The 16200-nt window shown below is 41.6% G+C and carries 12 protein-coding genes; 7 read left to right on the top strand and 5 right to left on the bottom strand.

Annotated elements, in window-relative coordinates:
• Positions 1-59 precede the first annotated feature (59 nt).
• Positions 60-5450: an ATP-binding sensor histidine kinase gene (locus FD723_RS08130; RefSeq protein ID WP_179064870.1), complete on the top strand. Its 5391-nt coding sequence runs from the start codon at positions 60-62 to the stop codon at positions 5448-5450.
• A gap of 146 nt (positions 5451-5596) precedes the next feature.
• Here the strand turns inward: FD723_RS08130 and aroQ are convergent, their stop codons facing one another.
• Positions 5597-6277 (bottom strand): gamma subclass chorismate mutase AroQ, encoded by a 681-nt coding sequence (gene aroQ / locus FD723_RS08125; protein WP_179064869.1) that lies wholly within the window; start codon positions 6275-6277, stop codon positions 5597-5599.
• A 414-nt stretch (positions 6278-6691) separates the two neighbouring features.
• Positions 6692-7936 (bottom strand): carboxyl-terminal processing protease CtpA, encoded by a 1245-nt coding sequence (gene ctpA, locus FD723_RS08120; protein WP_179064868.1) that lies wholly within the window; start codon positions 7934-7936, stop codon positions 6692-6694.
• A gap of 405 nt (positions 7937-8341) precedes the next feature.
• Between ctpA and petB the strand changes: the two genes are divergently transcribed.
• The 6 genes from petB (at position 8342) to FD723_RS08090 (ending at position 13494) form a co-directional block, all read left to right on the top strand.
• Positions 8342-8989 (top strand): cytochrome b6, encoded by a 648-nt coding sequence (gene petB, locus FD723_RS08115; RefSeq protein WP_179064867.1) that lies wholly within the window; start codon positions 8342-8344, stop codon positions 8987-8989.
• 255 nt (positions 8990-9244) lie between these two features.
• Complete coding sequence (gene petD / locus FD723_RS08110) at positions 9245-9727, top strand: cytochrome b6-f complex subunit IV (protein WP_012407122.1); 483 nt, start codon at positions 9245-9247, stop codon at positions 9725-9727.
• Positions 9728-10167: 440 nt separating this feature from the next.
• The gene (locus tag FD723_RS08105) at positions 10168-10611 is read left to right on the top strand and encodes an anti-sigma regulatory factor (RefSeq protein ID WP_179064866.1); all 444 of its coding nucleotides are present in this window, start codon (positions 10168-10170) and stop codon (positions 10609-10611) included.
• 282 nt (positions 10612-10893) lie between these two features.
• Complete coding sequence (locus tag FD723_RS08100; RefSeq protein WP_179064865.1) at positions 10894-11883, top strand: GDP-mannose 4,6-dehydratase; 990 nt, start codon at positions 10894-10896, stop codon at positions 11881-11883.
• A 10-nt stretch (positions 11884-11893) separates the two neighbouring features.
• Positions 11894-13096: a glycosyltransferase family 4 protein gene (locus tag FD723_RS08095; RefSeq protein WP_179064864.1), complete on the top strand. Its 1203-nt coding sequence runs from the start codon at positions 11894-11896 to the stop codon at positions 13094-13096.
• Between the two features lie 26 nt (positions 13097-13122).
• Complete coding sequence (locus FD723_RS08090; RefSeq protein ID WP_179064863.1) at positions 13123-13494, top strand: hypothetical protein; 372 nt, start codon at positions 13123-13125, stop codon at positions 13492-13494.
• A gap of 307 nt (positions 13495-13801) precedes the next feature.
• Here the strand turns inward: FD723_RS08090 and FD723_RS08085 are convergent, their stop codons facing one another.
• From FD723_RS08085 to FD723_RS08075, 3 genes are all read right to left on the bottom strand, one after another.
• Positions 13802-14233 (bottom strand): hypothetical protein, encoded by a 432-nt coding sequence (locus tag FD723_RS08085; protein ID WP_179064862.1) that lies wholly within the window; start codon positions 14231-14233, stop codon positions 13802-13804.
• A 397-nt stretch (positions 14234-14630) separates the two neighbouring features.
• On the bottom strand, positions 14631-14843 hold the full coding sequence (gene thiS, locus FD723_RS08080) for a sulfur carrier protein ThiS (RefSeq protein ID WP_179064861.1): 213 nt from the start codon (positions 14841-14843) through the stop codon (positions 14631-14633).
• Between the two features lie 114 nt (positions 14844-14957).
• Positions 14958-16073 (bottom strand): thiamine phosphate synthase, encoded by a 1116-nt coding sequence (locus tag FD723_RS08075; protein WP_179064860.1) that lies wholly within the window; start codon positions 16071-16073, stop codon positions 14958-14960.
• Between the last annotated feature and the right edge of the window lie 127 nt (positions 16074-16200).

The following is a 16200-nucleotide window of genomic DNA, read 5'->3' as shown; positions in this document are numbered from 1 at the left end:
TTAAACACGCTTCAGATATCTGGGAATACTAAACCTGGAAATCTTAAGGATTTAGCAGTATGGTTACCACTCTTGTCAATATTCCCGGATATCGCACCAGCGAAGAACTCTACAATGGTTCGAGAACCGTAGTTTATCGAGGGTATCGGGAGGCTGACTCATTACCTGTAGCCATTAAATTGCTGAAAAATCCATATCCAGATTTTAACGAACTCTTGTCGTTTCGGAATCAGTACACCATTGCTAAAAATCTCAATTCTCCTCTGATTGTCCAAACCTACAGCCTCCAAGCATACCAAAATGGCTATGCGCTGGTGATGGAAGACTTTGGGGGGATTTCTCTCAAGGATTGGGAAGTTAAGGGAAGGGGGCAATCTCTACAGGAGTTTTTAGAAATAGCGATCGCACTCTGCAATACCTTAGATATACTCTACCGGGAACGCATTATTCATAAAGATATTAAACCAGCGAATATTTTAATTAATCCCGAAACCAAACAAGTTAAATTAATTGACTTCAGTATTGCATCTTTACTACCACGAGAAACCCAGATACTAATCAATCCCAACGTCTTAGAAGGTACACTCGCTTATATTTCTCCAGAACAAACAGGCAGAATGAATCGGGGAATTGACTATCGCACAGATTTCTATTCTTTGGGTGCAACTTTCTACGAATTACTAACTGGAGTTTTGCCATTTCAATCAAAAGATCCAATGGAGTTGGTGCATTGTCATATTGCAAAACAACCTCCTTCAGTTATTAGAGATGAGATACCACAGGTGATTTCAGATATCGTCATGAAATTGATGGCGAAGAATGCCGAAGATAGATATCAGAGTGCATTGGGGCTAAAATTTGATTTAGAAAATTGTTTACGTCAGCTACAAGTTTCTGGTAAGATTGAAAACTTTCAGACTGGGCAACGGGATGTGTGCGATCGCTTCATCATTCCCGACAAACTTTATGGACGAGAAACCGAAGTATCAACTCTACTGAAAGCATTTGAAAGAGTCAGTCTTGGTGCAACAGAAATGATGCTGGTAGCAGGTTTTTCGGGTATTGGGAAAACCGCCGTTATCAACGAAGTGCATAAACCCATTGTTCGGCAACGCGGTTATTTTATCAAAGGGAAATATGACCAATTTCAACGCAATATTCCCTTCTCTGCTTTTGTACAAGCATTTCGGGATTTAATGGGGCAATTGTTAACCGAAAGTGATATCCAACTAGAGCAATGGAAAAATCAAATATTAGAAACTGTTGGAGAGAATGGTCAGGTAATTATTGAAGTCATTCCCGAATTAGAAAAAATCATTGGCAAACAACCACCAGCAGTAGAATTATCAGGAACGGCAGCCCAAAATCGCTTTAATTTATTGTTTCAAAAATTCACCCAAGTCTTTACTAGCACCGAACATCCATTAGTGATGTTTTTAGATGATTTACAATGGGCTGATTCAGCATCATTAAAGTTGATGCAGCTATTAATGGCTGATACCAGTCATCTTTTCATCATTGGTGCTTATCGTAATAACGAAGTCAATCCAGCCCATCCATTAATGTTGACTTTGAACGAAATTCAAAAAAACCAAGCAGTCATTAATAATATTACTTTAACACCCCTGAGTCAATCTCAAATCAATCAATTAGTCGCTGATACCCTAAAAACTAAAGAAAATTTGGCATTACCCCTTTCACAATTAGTCTATCAAAAAACTAAAGGCAATCCATTTTTTGCCACCCAATTTATCAAAGCCTTACACGAAGAAAATCTCATTCAATTTAACTTGGAGTTAGGCTGTTGGCAATGCGATCTGTCCAAAATTAATCAACAAGCCTTGACCGATGATGTCGTAGAATTTATGGCGTTGCAGTTAGAGAAGTTACCCTTAGCAACCCAGAATATTCTGAAGTTAGCCGCTTGCATTGGCAATCAGTTCGATCTAACAACATTAGCAATTGTTTCAGAACACTCAGAAGTAGAAACGGCAGCCAATTTATGGAAAGCATTGCAAGAAGGTTTGATTTTACCGATTGGTGATATTTATAAGTTTTATCTAGGGGCAGAAAGTCAAGCCGTTAAGCCAGAAAAGTCTCAAAATGTTACCTACAAATTTTTACACGATCGCGTTCAACAAGCAGCTTATTCCCTAATTCCCGATGACCAAAAACAAACAACTCATTACCAAATCGGACAACTGCTTCTACAACAGATTTCCGCACAAGCTAGAGTTGACCGGATTTTTGAAATCGTCAATCAATTAAATCATGGAACTGCTTTAATTACCCAACCAACTCAACGAGAAGAATTAGCCCAACTGAATTTAATTGCCTGTCGCAAAGCTAAAACTTCAACCGCCTATCAAGCAGCGCGTGAATATGCGACAGTGGGATTGTCTTTGTTGGCAGAAAATACTTGGCAGCAGCAGTATGAAATGACCCTCGCCTTATATGAATTAGCTGCGGAAGTAGCAATGCTAAACGGTAACTTTGAGGCGATGGAACAGTTTATTGATATTGTCATTCAACAGGCACGCTCCTTACCTGAAAAAGTCAACGTTTACTGTATTAGAATTCAATCTCATATTTCCCAAAGTAAATTGACCTCAGCGATCGCGATCGCCCAACCAATCTTACAACAGCTTGGTGTCACCTTTCCTGAAACACCGACACCATCAGATATTCAACAGGAAATCCAAGAGATTGAGGAACTCATTGGAGATAGGGAAATCGCTGATTTGGTTCACTTGCCTGAAATGACACATGCAGAAAAACTCGGTACTCTTAAAATTGTCAATATCATCAGTCCAGCAGCTTACCTCACTGGCTCTGCACTTTACCCATTGCTGAATAGTTTGTCCGTTAAACTATCAATTCAGTACGGTAATACATCGACTTCTGCTTTCGGCTATGCGAACTATGCCAATATTCTCTGCAATTTCTTCCAAGTCGTGGATACAGGATCGCAGTTTGCTTCCCTGGCACTCCAGATTATTTCAAAACTCGATGCCAAAGCAAGTAAAACAGATATTTTGATGATCTTGGGGTTATTTGTTGTACACCGCAAATCTCACATTAAAGAAACACTACCCCTCTTGCAAGAAGGTTACACCACTGCCATAGAATTTGGGAACTTGGTACTTGCTGGGTACAATGGTCACAGTTTTTGTCTCAATTCTTTTTGGAGCAGTCAACCCCTGGCTACCTTAGAGCAGGATATTTGCGCCTACTGCCATAGTTTGATGCAATTAAATCAATTGACAACCGCAAATTATAGCCGGATTTATTGGCAACCTGTTTTAAATCTGCTAGGTCTTACAGAACATACCACTTTTTTGTCTGGGAAAGCCCTTGAAGAAACAGAATTTCTCCAGCAGCTAGAGTCTGCCAAAGATGGATATGGATTGTATATTTTCCATTTGTATAAACTGATGCTTTGTTTCTTGTTTGGAGAAATTGAGCCAGCGAAAAATCACGCTATTGAAGTCAGACGCTATTTTATGGCTGGTGCGGGATTAGTCACCGAACCAGTGTTTTATCTTTATGATTCTCTGCTAACTCTGGCACAATTAAATCCACAGTTAGATGAAACATCAGAAGCATTGCAGGGTGTCATAGAAAATCAAACCAAGTTACAGCAATGGGCGTATCATGCACCCGTGAATTATCAACATAAGGTTGATTTGGTAGAGGCAGAAAAATGTCGAGTGTTAGGACAAAAAGCCGAAGCAATTGAGTTTTACGACAAGGCGATAACTCTAGCCAAAGCTAACGAATATACCCAAGAAGAAGCACTTGCTAACGAACTGGCAGCAAAATTCTACCTAGATTGGGGCAGACAGCGCATTGCAGGGGACTACATGATTGAAGCTTACTATGCCTATGCTCGTTGGGGTGCAAAAGCCAAAGTCGCTGACCTAGAAGCTCGCTATCCGCAACTACTTAGACCTATATTAGAGCAAACCCGTTCTCCTTTCTCCACTCACGAAACTCTGTTCACATTGGGTAGTGTCACCTCCACCAGTTCGGCCATATCCAGTAGTAATGTTTCTCTGGCTTTAGATTTAGCTACTATTATCAAAGCTTCTCATACTATTTCCGCTGAAATCGAACTGGAAAATCTACTTTCATCGTTGCTTGAAATCGTCATCGAAAATGCGGGGGCTGATAAATGTGTGTTAATGCTCTTGCGAGACTCGCGCCTGTTAATCAAAGGGTCAATTACCACAGGTTCAAAGCCAGTTGTCTTGCAGCGTATTCCCATTGAAGATAGCCAGGACATTCCCCACAGACTGATTTACAAAGTCAAGCATGACAAGCAAACTGCTGTGCTGGTGAATGCAAGTACCGATCGCACCTTAGCCAATGACCCCTATATCATCCGTCAGCAGCCCAAAAGTATCTTGTGTAGCCCGATTTTGCATCAAGGGAAGCTGATGGGCATTTTATATCTAGAAAATAATCTAGCAACGGGAGCATTTACAAGCGATCGCGTCGAACTACTGAATTTACTTTGCACTCAAGCCGCGATTTCTTTGGAAAATGCCCGACTTTATGAGCGATCGCAGCAATATTCCCAACAATTAGAACAGGCATTACGCAACTTGCAAAACGCCCAATTACAAATTGTTCAAAGTGAAAAAATGTCTGCGTTGGGTAACTTAGTTGCTGGTGTAGCTCACGAAATGAATAATCCTCTCGGTTTTATTGCTGCTAGTATCAAACAAGCCAAACCTACCCTGGCTGATATTGTTAAACATTTGAAACTCTATCAAGAAAATCTACCAAATCCAGCTGATAAAATTATAGACCATGCTGAAGAAATCGACTTGGATTATACCTTAGAAGACTTGCCCAAGATGATTGATTCTATGTCTATGGCGTGCGATCGCCTCAAAAATATCAGCACTAGTTTAAGAACTTTCTCTCGTGCCGATCAAGACTACAAAGTGCCATTTAAGATTCACGAAGGTATTGATAGCACAATTTTAATTTTGAAACATCGTCTCAAGGGCAATGAGCAACGTCCTGCTATTCAAGTTATCACTAATTACGGTAATTTACCTCAAGTAGAATGCTTTCCCGGTCAATTAAATCAGGTATTTATGAATATTCTTGCAAATGCCATTGATGCCCTAGATGAATCTAATCATGGGCGAAGCTTTGAAGACGTTAATGCCAATCCTAACTACATTATCATCACAACCTCAGTTGAAACTAATCTAGTTAAAATTGCCATTGTGGATAATGGCAAAGGGATGAGTGAACAAGTCAAATCAAAAATATTTGACCATTTATTTACTACGAAAGCTGTGGGGAAAGGTACAGGATTGGGGTTAGCGATTGCCCGTCAAATCGTTGAAGAAACTCACGGCGGAGCGATCGAGGTTAATTCTCAAATTGGCAAAGGAACTGAATTTGTGATTCAGCTACCCTTGTCGGCATAAGTACACCCATAGGGGTACGGCAAACCTCGTTTTCAGCCGGAGGCTGGAAATGCAACTCAAAAGCGGCTCTGTCATCAGCAAGGGAGGCGGAGCCTTTAGGATGGCATTCCCAGTCGGAGACTGGGAACGAGACAAAAGAATGGCAATTAAGGTAAAGAAACTACTTTGCAAGAAGCGCTTTTCAATTTCAGCAGAGGTGAAATTGCTAGGCTTTGCACTTGCCGATCAATACCATCTCCCTGAATAATCACCTGAGAACGTGACTGAATTAATTCCCCTATCTGCGAACAACCTAAAACAGGAGTCAGTTCTGTTAAAGCAAAGAAAAATTCTGTGTTTAATTTGTCTAACGATGGTCGTAATGTTTGGTTTAAGTCTGGGACGTTAGGAAAAGATTTAATACCTTGCTTTTGCCAGTTTTTAAAATCAGCTGTTTGGATGAGTTTTCCTGCATCTATTTGTGCTTGAAAAAATTCTGCAACTGTATCGGGTTCTAGGTTATGAGTTTTTGCTTGTTGTCTAACCTTTAATAATAACTCTTGTTCGCGCTTGAGATCCTCAATAGGACGTTTGTGATTCCATTTCCACCGGGCTACATCATGTGCAATTAGTAATCGCTGCTGGATCAATTTTAGTAATTTATCTACAGGTAGCTGCTGATCTGCGATCGCAATATTTTGATAATTTGCTGATTTTACTGACCGAGAGTTCTGAGTAGCAAAATATAATTTTAAATTGGCTGCAACTACTGTACTACTGAAAAAAAGCCCAAAGAAAATTACGATGACAAACAACAGTGGATGCTTTCTGAAAAAAGTTAAATTCATGTCACAAAGTTTATAACCTCTGTTACCTATCAATAATTTACAGTATTATGATAGGAACACAGTATTTTATATCAGACATAATATCTCATTAGTTACTGACAAAAAGCAAATTCAGCACAAAAGGCTGTTGTATTTGCTGGAAAATTATGGTTTTGAGGTGATTTATCAGACTGAGTAGCAGCTGACCTACACTGGCAATGAAATTTGCTCGACAGTTGCTCGGAAACACCTTCTCCCGTAGGTATCGCACTAAAATACAGCTTGCCTAAAAGCACCTACTAAATCTGCTGGCGCTTATAGGCATCTGCACGTTCAAATACTAGCGGATCACAATATTTATTCGGTCATTCCTAGTTAGAGATTCGGAAAAAAACTCCTAACTCTTGTACAGAAACGATTAATCGCGTCTCTCCTTTAAGCCTTTCTGGCCACCACGGAGTTTTTAACCAAAAGTTCCACCGCTGCTTGATATTGCAGATCCGCTTCGGTACCAATCTGTTCGCGGTTAATGGCTGGTTGGGAAATAACCTGATCTGGCTTAATACCTAGTTTGTTAATATCCCGATGTTGGGGAGTTTCATACTTAGCAATTGTGACTGCCAAGCCCGAACCATCTGATAATTCAAATAAAGATTGAATTAAGCCCTTGCCAAAAGTGGTTTCGCCTACCAACTGGGCGCGATCGTTATCTTGGAGTGCGCCGGCGAGAATCTCACTAGCACTAGCAGTTCCTTGATTCACCAAAATCACCAGAGGATCTTTTGTCAGGGCTGGCCCAAGGGCTTCAAAACTTCCCTGAATGCCTTGTCGGTTAACAGTGTAAACGATAGTGCCAGAGTCTAACCACAGACGGGCAATTTCAATTCCTGATTGCAATAACCCCCCAGGATTATTTCGTAAATCTAGAATGTAGGCAGCAGCGCCTTTTTTTTCTAGACTAGAAATAGCGTGTGCCAATTCCGTTGAAGCGTTGGCATTAAATTGTGTAAGACGTAGGTAGCCAATGGGTGTACCCTCAGCAGAAACACGCAAATCTGAAACCACAGGGTTAAGAGCAATGCGATCGCGCGTTAGTCTAATTTCCGTTTCTGCCTCTCCATCCCGTTCGATTAGGAGAGTCACAAGGCTACCACTCGGCCCGCGCATTTTAGTTGCAGCTTCATCAAGGGTAAGATTTTTTGTAGAAACGCCCTCAATTTTGAGAATGCGATCGCGTGGTCGAATCCCCGCTTTATCTGCCGGTGAACCGGCGATAGGAGCTACTACCTCTAACTTCCCAGTCTCAGGATTCAAGGCAATTTGCAATCCCACCCCAGTCAGTTCCCCAGAAGTATTGACCTGCAAGCTGCGGTATTGTTCTGGATCTAAAAAGCGGGTAAAAGGATCGTCGAGGCTCTTGAGCATCTTCCCAATCGCCTCATAACTGGCATTTGAGTCTGCCAGTGGCTTCTCCAGAACCTTTTGCCGCACAGCTGCCCAGTTTTGATGATTAAATGTCTCATCTAGATAAGTGCGATTAACAATTCGCCAAACTTCCGAAACCAGCTTTTGTTCCGTCGTCAAAGCCATCGCCGGCTGAGTAAGCGTACCCAACGCCAAGCAAAACGCCATTAACAATGAAAATCCAACCCGAAAGACTTGTTTATTCATGAACCCCATTATCAATTCCACCTCAACCCAAATTGCCTAGAAATGCCCACTTCCCCTGTTGTTGATGAAATCTATCTCTCGATTATGTTACTTTTTTTATAGAAGTGGTGCATTTTTCTCATCAAGTTGTTCAGTCAACTGATGCATCGTATCCACTCACCAAAGGATAAAATCTACTTTGTGTCCACCATTCTGTGTGTAGGGGCGTAAAGAGATCGCAATATATTCCATCTTTACAGAATGTAAAGTTTCTGAAGTCTCTTAGCACGCCAAAAGCTGAAAAGCTTTCCAAAAACTCCTCTTTACGAAAATCCCAAAATTGCTAATTGGGAGAGAAGTCTGAACAAAGGCTTCTGCCGATTCAGAACTTCGGGATTTATCAACCGCAACCGACTTTTAGGAACTTGAGATTGTATGGCCAACGTTTACGACTGGTTTGAGGAACGCCTGGAGATTCAGGCACTCGCCGAAGATGTCACTAGCAAGTACGTCCCTCCCCACGTCAATATCTTTTACTGTCTGGGTGGAATTACCCTGGTTTGTTTTCTCATCCAGTTTGCCACTGGATTTGCTATGACGTTCTACTACAGACCAACAGTCACCGAAGCTTTCTCCTCAGTACAGTACATCATGACTGAAGTAAACTTCGGTTGGCTAATTCGCTCCATCCATCGCTGGTCTGCCAGCATGATGGTGTTGATGATGATTTTGCACGTCTTCCGGGTTTATCTCACAGGTGGTTTTAAAAAGCCCCGTGAATTGACCTGGGTAAGTGGTGTGATCCTGGCTGTGATTACTGTTTCCTTCGGAGTCACTGGCTATTCCCTACCTTGGGATCAAGTTGGCTATTGGGCTGTGAAAATCGTTAGCGGCGTACCAGAAGCAATTCCCGTAGTTGGCGTTCTGATCTCCGACTTGCTGCGCGGCGGTTCTAGTGTTGGTCAAGCAACACTAACCCGTTACTACAGCGCACACACCTTTGTACTGCCTTGGTTGATTGCAGTCTTCATGTTGTTTCACTTCTTGATGATTCGCAAGCAAGGCATTTCCGGGCCTTTGTAATCTCAGTTATTAGCGAAAGGCAACATTTGTCAGTTTTCAGATGAAGTTGTTTGTTTTAAACTTATGAAACGCAAGAAATTAATGGCACATAAGTTCTAAAAAACAAATACTTGTATCTGGAGCCGAAAGCTGTAGAAAACCTCCAGGTGGCGGACTGTAGAGAGACAAACGCTGTTTGCCACCTGCTGGTTGCCTAGTAGCTGATAGCTTTCACAAATGCTTTAATTTAACTTAAGCAGGAGAGCAAATTTCAAAATGGCAACACAAAAAAAACCTGACCTGAGCGATCCTCAGTTAAGAGCCAAACTCGCTAAAGGCATGGGTCACAACTACTACGGTGAACCCGCTTGGCCTAATGACCTACTTTATGTTTTTCCAATTGTGATCATGGGTTCCTTTGCTGCAATTGTGGCTCTAGCTGTGCTAGACCCTGCAATGACAGGCGAACCAGCAAATCCTTTCGCTACACCATTGGAAATTTTGCCAGAGTGGTACTTGTATCCAGTCTTCCAGATTTTGCGATCGCTTCCTAACAAGCTTTTAGGAGTGTTAGCAATGGGTTCCGTACCAGTAGGGCTAATCCTCGTTCCCTTTATTGAGAACGTGAATAAGTTCCAAAATCCCTTCCGTCGTCCAGTTGCAACCACAGTATTCCTCGTTGGTACCCTTGTCACCGTATGGCTGGGTATTGGTGCTGCTTTGCCATTGGATAAATCTTTGACCTTGGGACTATTCTAAATTAGTCACCTCAAAGTGCTTTGACGCCTGTAAGTTTCAATAGCAGATGCAGATGTGCTTTTGAAAACAATCAACAGGCGTCAATTTTAACGGGTCGCGCCAGGATTAAGAGACTTCAGCGCAGCAAGTCTTTTAGGAATGGCGCTCCGGGACTGGGGACTAGGAAGAGTTTTCTTCTCATACGAACGCTGCGCGAACAAAACTTGATTTAGGTCTTGAATCCCCGAACAATTTTCCCAGTCCCCCATTCCCTTTTTCAACAAGAATTTACTTAGCATAAGTTGCTAGTTACAACCCTCAAAATGCCAAAATCTTTCATGTTTTGTATTTTGGTAAATATCATATATAAATTTAGATTTTTTTATGTCAGAGAAATTTTGCGGATAGCGCAAAATTTCATAACTAACAGCTTGGGTTTACTTACATTCAAGTCACAGTTAATGTTTAGCATAGTGCAGCAAGAGCATCTGATGGTTAAGAGCGAACTCAGGCTCTTAAACCAGGTGCAAGAATGGTTTGAGAAATTTTGTCTGCAACACTTATCTCAACTTGGCTGGTCAAAAACCCAACTTGATCGCCTCAATTTAGCATTAGCAGAAGGCTTTACCAACGCTGTTCGTCACGCTCATCATGCTTTACCCCCGGAAACAACTATTGAGATTAAAGTTTATCTGTGGATTGACCGATTAGAGATTAGAATTTGGGATTATGGAAAACCTTTCGATCCTGATGCGATCGCAGAACCAGCCCCAGGTACTCTACAAGTAGGTGGTTATGGATGGTTTCTCCTGAGGCGGTTGGCTGACCGTGTTGTATATGAGCGTGGTGTAGATGGTAGAAATTGCCTGCTCATCGTCAAATACTCTGTAGAAGCACAAAAGTAAAATTGCTTAGTTATTTCTTTTTGCAAAATCCTAAGTGATACATTTGTATAAAAAGAATTAGTGAAGACAGTAAAGACAGCATTCGAGTTACATTCGCTTCTTTGTTAGGATTTGTTGGCAAGTGTTGAGAGTCTTAATTTTGTTCTCCAACAAATGCCATTTAGTGCTTAAAGAGATAGAGAGAATAGGGGACAAATGACCGAAAACGACTCATGATACAGAGCAACTAAATTTATTTATGGGGATCATTAATTTTTAATTTTTAATTCGGAGCGAAGCGACGTGACTAAGACAGCCCTAGTTACAGGAATTACTGGTCAAGATGGCTACTATCTTAGCCATTTGCTCCTCAATCGTGGTTATCGAGTTGTCGGATTAGTACCTCCGCATCGACAACCTAATTTGACAAAACTGGGAACACTGGCAAATCAGGTAGAAATTTTTACAGTTGATTTGCAAGATAGTGCGGCACTGTTGACCGCAGTTGAACAACTACGTCCCCAAGAAATTTACAATTTGGCGGCTCCTAGTTTTGTACCCGACTCCTGGAACGATCCATTGGGAACCTTGGATTTGATTACTGGTACGGCTACAAGACTCTTGGAAGCAGTACGAAAGGTTGGTTTGTCTACTAGATTTTATCAAGCTAGCAGTTCAGAAATGTTTGGCGATGTATTGGTCTCGCCTCAAGATGAAGAAACCCCTTTTCGTCCCAAAAATCCCTATGCTGCGGCTAAAATGCACGCTCACTGGACGATGGTGCATCATAGACAGCGCTATGGACTATTTGCCTGTAGTGGAATTTTATATAATCACGAATCTCCTCTACGCGCACCTCAGTTTGTTACACGCAAAGTTTCTCTAGCGGCTGCATCAATTAAATTGGGTTTAACTGACACCTTAGAAATGGGTAATCTAGATGCCAAGCGCGATTGGGGATTTGCGGGAGATTATGCAGAAGCAATGTGGCTAATGTTGCAAGTTGATGAGCCAGAAGAATATGTGATTGGCACTGGTAAACTACACAGTGTTAGAGATTTAGTTCGCACAGCCTTTGAGTCTGTCGGACTGGATTGGACACAGCATATAGTATTAAATACTAGTTTGTTGCGACAAGATGAGCATTTTCAACTAGTAGCTAACCCCAGTAAAGCTAAAAGAAACCTCGGCTGGGAACCCCAAGTCAGTTTTGAGGAACTTTTAGAAAAAATGGTTAAAACAGATTTAGAAAGGTTACAAAGTGGTGCAATTGCGCCCTCGCCACGAGTGTAAATAACCTAACATGCAGATCACTACAGTGACAGAAAACCTCAAGTTAGGTAATAAAGTTAACCAAAAAACTAATCATGTCTTCGTGTTCTTAGAAATTTTTGCCCACGAAGGTGGTATTCAATCATATATAAAAGATATTTTTCGCGCCTATTTGGGATTGAGCCAAACCTACAAGGCAGAAGTATTTTTGCTGCGAGATAGTCCAGATAGCTTAAATCCGTTTGAAGATGAGAACTTAAAATTTCATTACTTTAAAAACCAGTCTCCCTATTTAGGGAGATTGCAAATGGCAGCAGCTTTACTGAAGTGCCTTTTGCAAAGCCGTCCGCAGCAAGTTTTCTGCGGTCATATAAACTTAGCAGTATTAGTACAAACTCTTTGCCAGCCGTTGGGAATTCCTTATACCGTACTCACTTACGGTAAAGAAGTCTGGGAACCGCTGAAAAATCAAGAACGTCGCGCCCTGACATCAGCAGTTGGAATTTGGACAATTAGTCGCTACAGCCGCGATCGCGCTTGTGCTGCTAATAGTCTAAACCCGAAAACAGTACAAATGATGCCTTGTGCAATTGATGGGGACAAATTTACTCCTGGTTCCAAGCAGCCAGAATTAATCCAGAAGTATAGTTTAACTGGTGCTAAAGTATTAATGACAGTAGCGCGGTTATGGTCAGGGGATATTTACAAGGGTGTAGATGTTACGATTCGGGCACTACCACAAATCGCTCAAGTTTTCCCAGAAGTGAAATATTTAGTAATTGGTCGCGGTGATGACCAACCACGATTGGCACAGCTAGCAAAAGATTTAGGTGTGAGCGATCGCGTTATATTTGCTGGTTTCGTTGCCACAGAAGAGTTAATGGAACATTACCGCCTTGCTGATGCCTATATTATGCCTTCACAAGAAGGCTTTGGCATTGTTTATTTAGAAGCAATGGCTTGTGGAGTACCTGTATTATCCGGTGACAATGATGGTTCTGCTGACCCCTTACAGGATGGTAAACTAGGATGGCGAGTACCACACCGCAGTCCTGATGCCGTAGCAACGGCTTGTATAGAAATGCTGCAAGGTGATGACCAGCGATGTGATGGAGATTGGCTAAGAGAACAGGCGATCGCTCTGTTTGGCATAGATGCCTTCCAACAACACTTGCAAAAAATACTTTTATTATCAGTAATGACTAATGACAAACGACTAAAATCGCTATCCTAGAAGGAGAGCAGGACGAAATTTAAAAAATGAGCTTTAAGTCATTTCAATTGAATCTTTTAAATCTCCGCCCTTGGCTCACCCTGCTGGCAATTGTTTGGTTGCTAGCATCAGTGGGCTTGGGTTGGTTGGTCAATTCATTGCTAATTATTTTCGGGTTGCTTTTGTTGGCACCGATTGTGGCTTTTTTTGGCTTTCGTTGGTGGCTACAACGCAACTTGGTTGCCGATCAGTGTCCCGTCTGTGAATATGAATTTACAGGTTTAAATAACAGTCAGTTACAATGTCCTAACTGTGGGGAGTCACTGTTAGTACGAGATAGTCACTTTCAACGCTTCACACCAGAAGGCACGATTGATGTCACTGCTGTAGAAGTTCCAGCCAAATCACTGGAAGATTAGTTATTAGTCATTGGCCATTAGTTATTAGTCATTAGTCAAGTTACTAGTGACTAATTGTTTGCTTAATAAGATAAGATTATTTTTGTCAATTAGTATTTACGCTGAAAAAAATTAAAATAGAGTATTAAACTAACTTTTGTAGTGACTAAGCGTAGGCATCGCCTCACCAAAAATTGTGTTTCCTATCCCTTGCTAATGACTAATAGGCATCTCCGAAAATGAATTGTTGTGACGTAGCACTGCTACGTCTCTACAAAGGTTCTGGATAACGCATATTTAATTTCTGGAGATGTCTAATGACTAATCACTATTTCTTTTTTTGCGAGATTGAGAGAGTGTAGTTATACTCTCGTTGGGATAGTTCACCTACATATAGCAAGTATTTTCCTGTCTGCCAGTAACCAGAAAGTTCTGACTTACCTCCAGAGTAACTATCTGGTAGCACACAAAAGCGTCCCCCTGGCCCGTCGATCAGCAGCGTTGCCTTTCCTTGACTTTCTGCTGTTAATCGCAAATAAGGTAGTGACTCTGTAACTTGGATAACTTGATTAGGTTCAGTGGTAATATTGCCACAATTACTTTTGAGAGTTCCCCCAGACTTTCCCTTTAAAACCAGTGGATCTGGTTGGAGATTCCGATTAATTTGGATTGTTGGTGTTTGTGCCAAATTAACCTCAGTGAAAACCAAACTCATCGCCAAAGCTGTAGGAATAATTGCAAGTAGTCTAAAGGTTTTCATTTTAATTAATGCTCCAGATTTTTTTAGAGCAATCAATATTGTTATATTGATCTAATAGACGACAGCAATATTTCTTAGTTCCAAAAGCTGCCGTATAAAGTAATACTATTCGGCCAAGGTTTATTTATGAAGATTTGATGGATGTATTTATATATATGTTGCATTGCAAAGACATTATGATAAGCGAACAAACTCCAGACTAGACACTGCCAGGAAAGACAGGATGGTTAACAAGTACTAAACCAAACGTTGGTTGGTTTCTGGGTTATTTAAAACAAAACAAAAACGTGTAATTTTTCGCCACAACTCTTGATATGCAGAAACCAGAAGATGCACCCGCCTGCATCGAGATTACACGACGCAACCTTAAGGATTTGGCTTTGCTGGCTCAAATCAATTAACCACCCCCAACAATAGTTACCACTTCTAAGCGATCGCCTGGTTGTACTTTTGTTTGTGGCCAAAACTGGCGGTGTAAAATTTCGCCGTTATACTCCACAGCCACTAAACGGGGATTAAAACCCAACTGTTGGAGTAACTCGGGTAAAGAAGTTTGAAACGAACAGCTATGGGTTTCCCCATTTATCTGAATCGTAATCTCATTAGACATAATGCGTGAGGACTGGGGATTGGGGACTGGGGATTAGGGACTGAGGAAGGTGGGGCCCCCTCTGGGGATAAGGGGTAATGGTTACTCACTTTGGGCAAATGACTAATGACTCTTTTAAAGTTCTGGTTTAATGCGATTGAGTTGGGAGAGTAAATATTGGGTCACGAGGGTAGGCTGTTCGGCCTGCATGAGCGATCGCACTACCGCTACACGTTCGGCTCCAGCATCGATCACATCATTGATATTATTGGCATCTATTCCCCCAATCGCAAACCAGGGAATTGAGCAATTTTTGGCGGCATAACTGACATATTCTAGCCCTGTTGCTGCCTTACCTACTTTTGTGGGAGTTTCATAAACTGGCCCCACGCCAATATAATCTACGCCTTCAGCAATTGCTGCTTGCATTTCTTCTTTATTTGTGGTAGAACGACCTATCAAACGTTGCGAACCCAGTAATTGCCGAGCAATGGTAATAGGCATATCTTGTTGTCCCAGATGCACTCCATCGGCATCGACTGCTAAAGCTAGATCAACGCGATCGTTAACAATAAACAAAGCGCCGTAGATGTGGCATAACTGCCGTAATTTTCTCGCCTGTTCCAGACGCAAAGAATCATCGGCGGTTTTGTCGCGGTACTGTAGAAGCGTTAATCCGCCTTTGAGTGCAGCCTCGACATTGTTCAACAAATTTTCATTAGGGGAAGTAACAAGATACAAATGCGATCGCCATAACAATTGATGGCGTTGATGACCCATTAAACTACTTTCTAGGGTATAAACTTGATAGCGCATCTGCTTACAAGCTTTAGCCATATTTGGCTGATAAAGCTTGCTGTATTCTTCCAACACTCGTAATGCTTCTTCTATCCGACAAAAGTTAGCTTGCAATACCGATTTGATACTAGCTCGTTGTTCTTCCTGAGGATGGGTTAACTCAGTCCCCAAATCGCCTGGTGTATCTCGCGCTGCCCGTAGTTCGGAAGTATGCCACTTGGCTACCTCTTGTCGCAAGCGCTTGCATTCAAGAGCCAATTGGGCATTATTCAACCCAAACCGACACCATTCCTCAATAATTCGCAAGCCCTCACGAGCGCGGTCTAAATTGGCATCTAAAATGCGGTAAACAACTTGCTGTATTTGCTCTTTTTGGCTGTATGGCTCGACCATTACAACAACCCCATTAGTGCTTTCATCAAAGTGTGAATTATCATAAGCCCTAGTAACCATAGTTAATTAATTTGCTTTTTTTTACTAGATTTTTGCTGAATCTACGCAAAACAACGTAGTAGTGAGGGTTATGGTAAATTATCCCATGTTCCTATAGACAGTGATAAGGGTAGTTTGAGGCTACAGT

The sequence above is a fragment of the Nostoc sp. C052 genome (genome assembly GCF_013393905.1).
In the GTDB taxonomy this organism is placed as follows: Bacteria; Cyanobacteriota; Cyanobacteriia; order Cyanobacteriales; family Nostocaceae; genus Nostoc.
This window is presented reverse-complemented; position numbering and strand designations above follow the sequence as displayed.

Coding starts and splice junctions, on each gene's coding strand:
- ctpA (WP_179064868.1), bottom strand. CDS start 7,936: ATGGGGTTCATGAATAAACAAGTCTTTCGGGTTGGATTTTCATTGTTA.
- thiS (WP_179064861.1), bottom strand. CDS start 14,843: ATGTCTAATGAGATTACGATTCAGATAAATGGGGAAACCCATAGCTGT.
- petB (WP_179064867.1), top strand. CDS start 8,342: ATGGCCAACGTTTACGACTGGTTTGAGGAACGCCTGGAGATTCAGGCA.
- petD (WP_012407122.1), top strand. CDS start 9,245: ATGGCAACACAAAAAAAACCTGACCTGAGCGATCCTCAGTTAAGAGCC.
- FD723_RS08075 (WP_179064860.1), bottom strand. CDS start 16,073: ATGGTTACTAGGGCTTATGATAATTCACACTTTGATGAAAGCACTAAT.
- FD723_RS08090 (WP_179064863.1), top strand. CDS start 13,123: ATGAGCTTTAAGTCATTTCAATTGAATCTTTTAAATCTCCGCCCTTGG.
- FD723_RS08105 (WP_179064866.1), top strand. CDS start 10,168: ATGTTTAGCATAGTGCAGCAAGAGCATCTGATGGTTAAGAGCGAACTC.
- aroQ (WP_179064869.1), bottom strand. CDS start 6,277: ATGAATTTAACTTTTTTCAGAAAGCATCCACTGTTGTTTGTCATCGTA.
- FD723_RS08130 (WP_179064870.1), top strand. CDS start 60: ATGGTTACCACTCTTGTCAATATTCCCGGATATCGCACCAGCGAAGAA.
- FD723_RS08095 (WP_179064864.1), top strand. CDS start 11,894: ATGCAGATCACTACAGTGACAGAAAACCTCAAGTTAGGTAATAAAGTT.
- FD723_RS08085 (WP_179064862.1), bottom strand. CDS start 14,233: ATGAAAACCTTTAGACTACTTGCAATTATTCCTACAGCTTTGGCGATG.